This is a genomic window from Methanotorris formicicus Mc-S-70, assembly GCF_000243455.1.
Classification (GTDB): Archaea; AGJL01; Methanococci; order Methanococcales; family Methanococcaceae; genus Methanotorris; species Methanotorris formicicus.
In genome coordinates this window covers 1-4,297 of the sequence record NZ_AGJL01000082.1, presented here as the reverse complement: position 1 = coordinate 4,297, position 4,297 = coordinate 1, and the positions used below count along the sequence as shown (strand labels likewise).

The 4,297-nt window shown below is 29.9% G+C and carries 5 protein-coding genes; 2 read left to right on the top strand and 3 right to left on the bottom strand.

From position 1 onward, the window contains the following. Positions 1–323: 323 nt before the first annotated feature. Together METFODRAFT_RS09200 and METFODRAFT_RS09195 are read right to left on the bottom strand one after the other, a co-directional pair. Positions 324–794, bottom strand: coding sequence for a hypothetical protein (locus METFODRAFT_RS09200; RefSeq protein ID WP_007045341.1), 471 nt, complete (start codon positions 792–794; stop codon positions 324–326). 12 nt (positions 795–806) lie between these two features. Beyond that, positions 807–1,406 carry a hypothetical protein gene (locus tag METFODRAFT_RS09195; RefSeq protein ID WP_007045340.1) on the bottom strand — a complete coding sequence of 200 codons (600 nt, stop codon included), beginning with the start codon at positions 1,404–1,406 and terminating at the stop codon, positions 807–809. 124 nt (positions 1,407–1,530) lie between these two features. Between METFODRAFT_RS09195 and METFODRAFT_RS09190 the strand changes: the two genes are divergently transcribed. Then, the gene (locus tag METFODRAFT_RS09190) at positions 1,531–2,058 is read left to right on the top strand and encodes a helix-turn-helix domain-containing protein (RefSeq protein ID WP_007045339.1); all 528 of its coding nucleotides are present in this window, start codon (positions 1,531–1,533) and stop codon (positions 2,056–2,058) included. A gap of 4 nt (positions 2,059–2,062) precedes the next feature. Here the strand turns inward: METFODRAFT_RS09190 and glyS are convergent, their stop codons facing one another. After that, on the bottom strand, positions 2,063–3,796 hold the full coding sequence (glyS, locus tag METFODRAFT_RS09185; RefSeq protein WP_007045338.1) for a glycine--tRNA ligase: 1,734 nt from the start codon (positions 3,794–3,796) through the stop codon (positions 2,063–2,065). 130 nt (positions 3,797–3,926) lie between these two features. On the opposite strand from glyS, the gene METFODRAFT_RS09180 reads away from it, so the two are divergent. Beyond that, positions 3,927–4,295: a hypothetical protein gene (locus tag METFODRAFT_RS09180; protein ID WP_007045337.1), complete on the top strand. Its 369-nt coding sequence runs from the start codon at positions 3,927–3,929 to the stop codon at positions 4,293–4,295. The last annotated feature ends 2 nt before the right edge of the window (positions 4,296–4,297 follow it).

Here is a 4,297-nt window from a genome sequence, read left to right as displayed (position 1 = left end):
GTTTATTATACTTTCTTAACCAACATTGATTTCAAAAGACCAAAAATATATCTAAAAACGTATAAAAACGATGGAATATCGAAACAAGATTCAGAATGCTTAAAAACATAGCTATAAAAACGAAATCAAAGATTTTAGAAGTAAGATTATTCTTGTTTATACTTAGAGCGATTATTCACAATCTATGGGTTGCAATGCAATGGAAAAACAAAATACGAATTATAAAACCATGAATTTAAAAGAATTCGTTATCAAAATTAATGAATTAATTCGAATGCACATATATACAAATAAACCAATAGATAATACTCAGTTGTGCATACCTAATGCATATTCGGAGATACTGATAAATATGATTCTAAATTTGGAGATATTGGTAGAGTTTTTACGGCTTCTTTTATGTAGTATAGGATGTCAAGTTCGTAGATATAAAATTTAAATCCATCAATATCAAATTTTTTAATTAAATCCTTAATTCCATTATGGCCTGTTTTTGTTTCTTTTGTAGTTGCGAGATAGATTTTTTCTAATTTTCCATTAAGATATCTTTTTGTTAGTTCATAAACTTGGCAATAATTCCTGTTATATCTGTTTGGATAAATTTTTGATACTGCGTATTTACATTCAATATATGTTTTAGTTCCTTTAATTTTGAAATCAAATGTTTCTCCTCGCTCTAATTTAAACTCTTTTTTCAAAGCCAACCAAACTATTAACTCAAAAATTTCTCCTTTTGCATCGTTCTTAATGTTTATAAATTCCATTAGATCTTCAATAGTAAAATGAGTTTGCATTTTTTACCCTCCTTATCGTTTTATGTGCATCTCTAAATCCCGTAACATTTTCTTAGCAGTTTTTTCTTGGGTATAAGTAATGAGGTGATTTAAATTAATGTGTCCTGTTATTTTTGCAATTAGTTGTGGTGAAGCATTCATTTCAACAAATTTTGTTATAAATGCATATCGTAATGAGTGTGTATTAATTCCGTAATGGTTTTTTAGCCATTGGTAAATCCTCATCCTTGGTTTTTTTGCTTTTTCTAAGTCTAAGATTACGTTTTTGGTTAATTCAATGTCCTCTTTTTTGACTATTGATGGAAGATACATATCTCTGTATATTACGCTCTTTTTTGTTTTTTCCACTTTAACTGAAACTTCAATAGGTTCATTCCAATTTAATTTTTCCTTATTTTTACATATCCAAAGTATGCCTTCAATTGCTTCCCCAATTCTACAGCCATTTCTTAACTGAAACAGAGCAATAATCAAATAAGCAAGGCTTTTTATGTCTTTTTTGTATTTTATTTCCTTTTTCTTAATTTTTTCAATTTCTTCAACAAATAAGTTGTAGGTTTTATCAAAGTCTAATCCCATGTCCCATGTGTTTTTCTTTTTTTCTTTTCCCATACAATCACCTAAACAGTATGTATGTTTTATATATTCCTAATTGCAAATATATAAAATGTTGCCTTTCGTAACATATTGCAAACTTTGGTAAAAATTTCCGACAAATTTGGTAAGTGTGGGAAGGATGATTGAAATAAAATTTAGTAGATTTCCCCGATGGGATGAGATTAAAGAATTAGAAAAAAAGGCAAAAAATAACATTATTATCGTCAAACTTCCAAAAAGCATCTACAATAGTTCAAAAATGAAATATAAACTTGAATATATGAGAAGAAAACTAATTTTTGTTGAAGTTGATGAACAAAAAAGAGGAAGGCCTAAGAAAATTGACGAATCTATAAAAAATTATGTAGTTCAACTTTTAACAAATGGCAAAAATCTATCAGAAATAGCAAGAGAATTAAACATTCCAAGAACTACGATTTTTGATAATATAAAAGACTTTCTCCCAAAAATAAAAAGAGAAAAATTTATGAAGTTGTTGTATGAGTACAAGGAATTTTTGATTGAGAAGGAACTATATGCTCCACATGTGCAAATACTATTCTCTGAATTGGAGATGCATATCAAAAAGGAAGATTTTGAGAATGCTAAAAAAATATTGGATGAAATCATTAAAATCTCAAAATCAGCAAGAAAAAATAAAAAATAAAAATTTATTCTTTTAATCTACTTTTTATGTAATCAACGAGTTCATCAATCTTTACCCTAACTTGTTCCCTTGTATTTCTCTCTCTAACTGTTACGGTATTGTCTTTTAACGTATCTCCATCAACTGTTATGCAGAATGGAGTTCCTATCTCATCCATTCTCATATATCTTCTTCCAATAGCCCCACTGTCATCATATTCAGCAATAATCCCATTTTCTCTAAGCATATCCTTTATTTTCTTTGCAATCTCTGGCATTTCCTCTTTATTAACCAACGGGAATACACCAACTTTAACTGGAGCGATTGATGGTTTTAAATTTAAATAAGCTCTATCTTCCTCTTCTTTATAGGCATGTTCCAATAGACAGTATGTTATCCTATCAATACCATAAGATGGCTCTATGACATGAGGAAGAACTTTTTCCCCCATAATTTTTTTCTTAACTTTGTTTATCTTTACATAATTACTTAAGATTTCAAATTCCTTTCCATCTACTTTTAAGACGTATTTTCCTTCTTCATTTAATGCATTTACCAATTTCTTCAAGTCATCATTATCCATATTCTTTAATGCCTCTTCAACCAATTTCATCTCCTTCTTAAATATTTTTCCAACAACTTTGTAGTTTAATTCAACTTCATGGGTTTCAACTTCTTTTGGCTCATCAAATTCAACAAAAACCCTTAAATCCACCCCACTATGGTTCATGTGTGCCTTTAAATCATAATCTGTCCTATCAGCAATACCAACACACTCAATCCATCCAAACCTCTCCGTGTATATTTCAGCGTCCCAACAGTCAATAGCATAGTGTGCCATTTCATTAGGCAAATGCTGTCTAAACCTTAACTTGCTCTCATCGATACCAATATCCAATAAGAATTTCTTTGTTAATGCAATGAAGTAGGCAATTGTCTCATGTCTTATAATACCTTTCTCAACTGCCTCTTTTAATGTGATTTTAATAACCTTCTCCTCATCTTTTAAGTTCTCATCCATTTGCCTATCTGCTGGTAATAGTGGGACAATCTCATCCTCAACTTCTTTAAACCTTTCATGTTTCTTTATCTTTGGATGGACAAAGAACTCTGCCTCTGCCTGTGTAAATTCCCTCAACCTAATAACTCCCTGCCTTGGGGATATCTCATTTCTGTATGATTTACCTATCTGCACAACTCCAAACGGCAATTTATTCCTGAAAAATTGAGCCAATCTCCTAAATTGAATGAATATTCCCTGTGCTGTTTCTGGTCTCATATAACCTGTTCTTTTTCCTCCAGGTCCTATGGATGTGACGAACATTAAGTTAAACTTTTTAACCTCTCCAAATTCCCCACCACATTTTGGACATCTGATGTTATGTTCTTTTATCAATTGGCTTAATTCCTCCAATGTTTTCCCTTCAGTATTTACATCAACCGCCTCCTCAATAATATGGTCTGCTCTAAATGATTCTAAACAATTCTTACATTCAACAATTGGGTCTGTGAAGTTGTCAACGTGCCCAGATGCTTTTAAAACCTCATAAGGTGTTACTGTTGGACTATCAATCTCATAAAACCCTTCTTTAATTAGGTAGTATTTTCTCCACGTGTTTATTACGTTATTTTTTAATATCGCTCCTAATGGTCCATAATCAACAAATCCTGCAATTCCTCCATAGATTTCAAATGAACTCCATAAATAACCTCTTCTTTTTGCTAAATCCATAACCTTTTCGTAAATATCCTTTTCCATTCAATCACCATGATAGGATTTTTAGGTATTTAGATTAAAATAAGTGTTGCATATATAATTTACTGTAGTATTTTTAAATTTTAAAGACGCAATATTATAAAATTTTTAAAGAAGAATTTGGTGGGGTTCAATGGAAAAAAATAATCTCAAATGGTATGAGTATTTTATTATTGGAGCAATTAGTATGGTGATTATTGAGGGTATATTAAGGATATTAGGTTTTCCATCAATATTAGATGCTATTGAATGGTTTATTTTGTTAATATATGGTATAATAAGGGAAAAAATAAATTATGTTGTAGGTATAATGTTTGTTTTATTGCCATTTTCATTAATTCGGATGGGCAAATTACTTTATAAACTTCTAAATAAAGTTAGAAATAGCAAGTATTATGAGTTAGTAAAAAAAGAAATTAACAAAGTGAATAAAAATATTAAAAATACTGACAGTGTGATTACGAGAATCCTTTCTTTATTAGCTCTTTACTGCACTCTTTAATC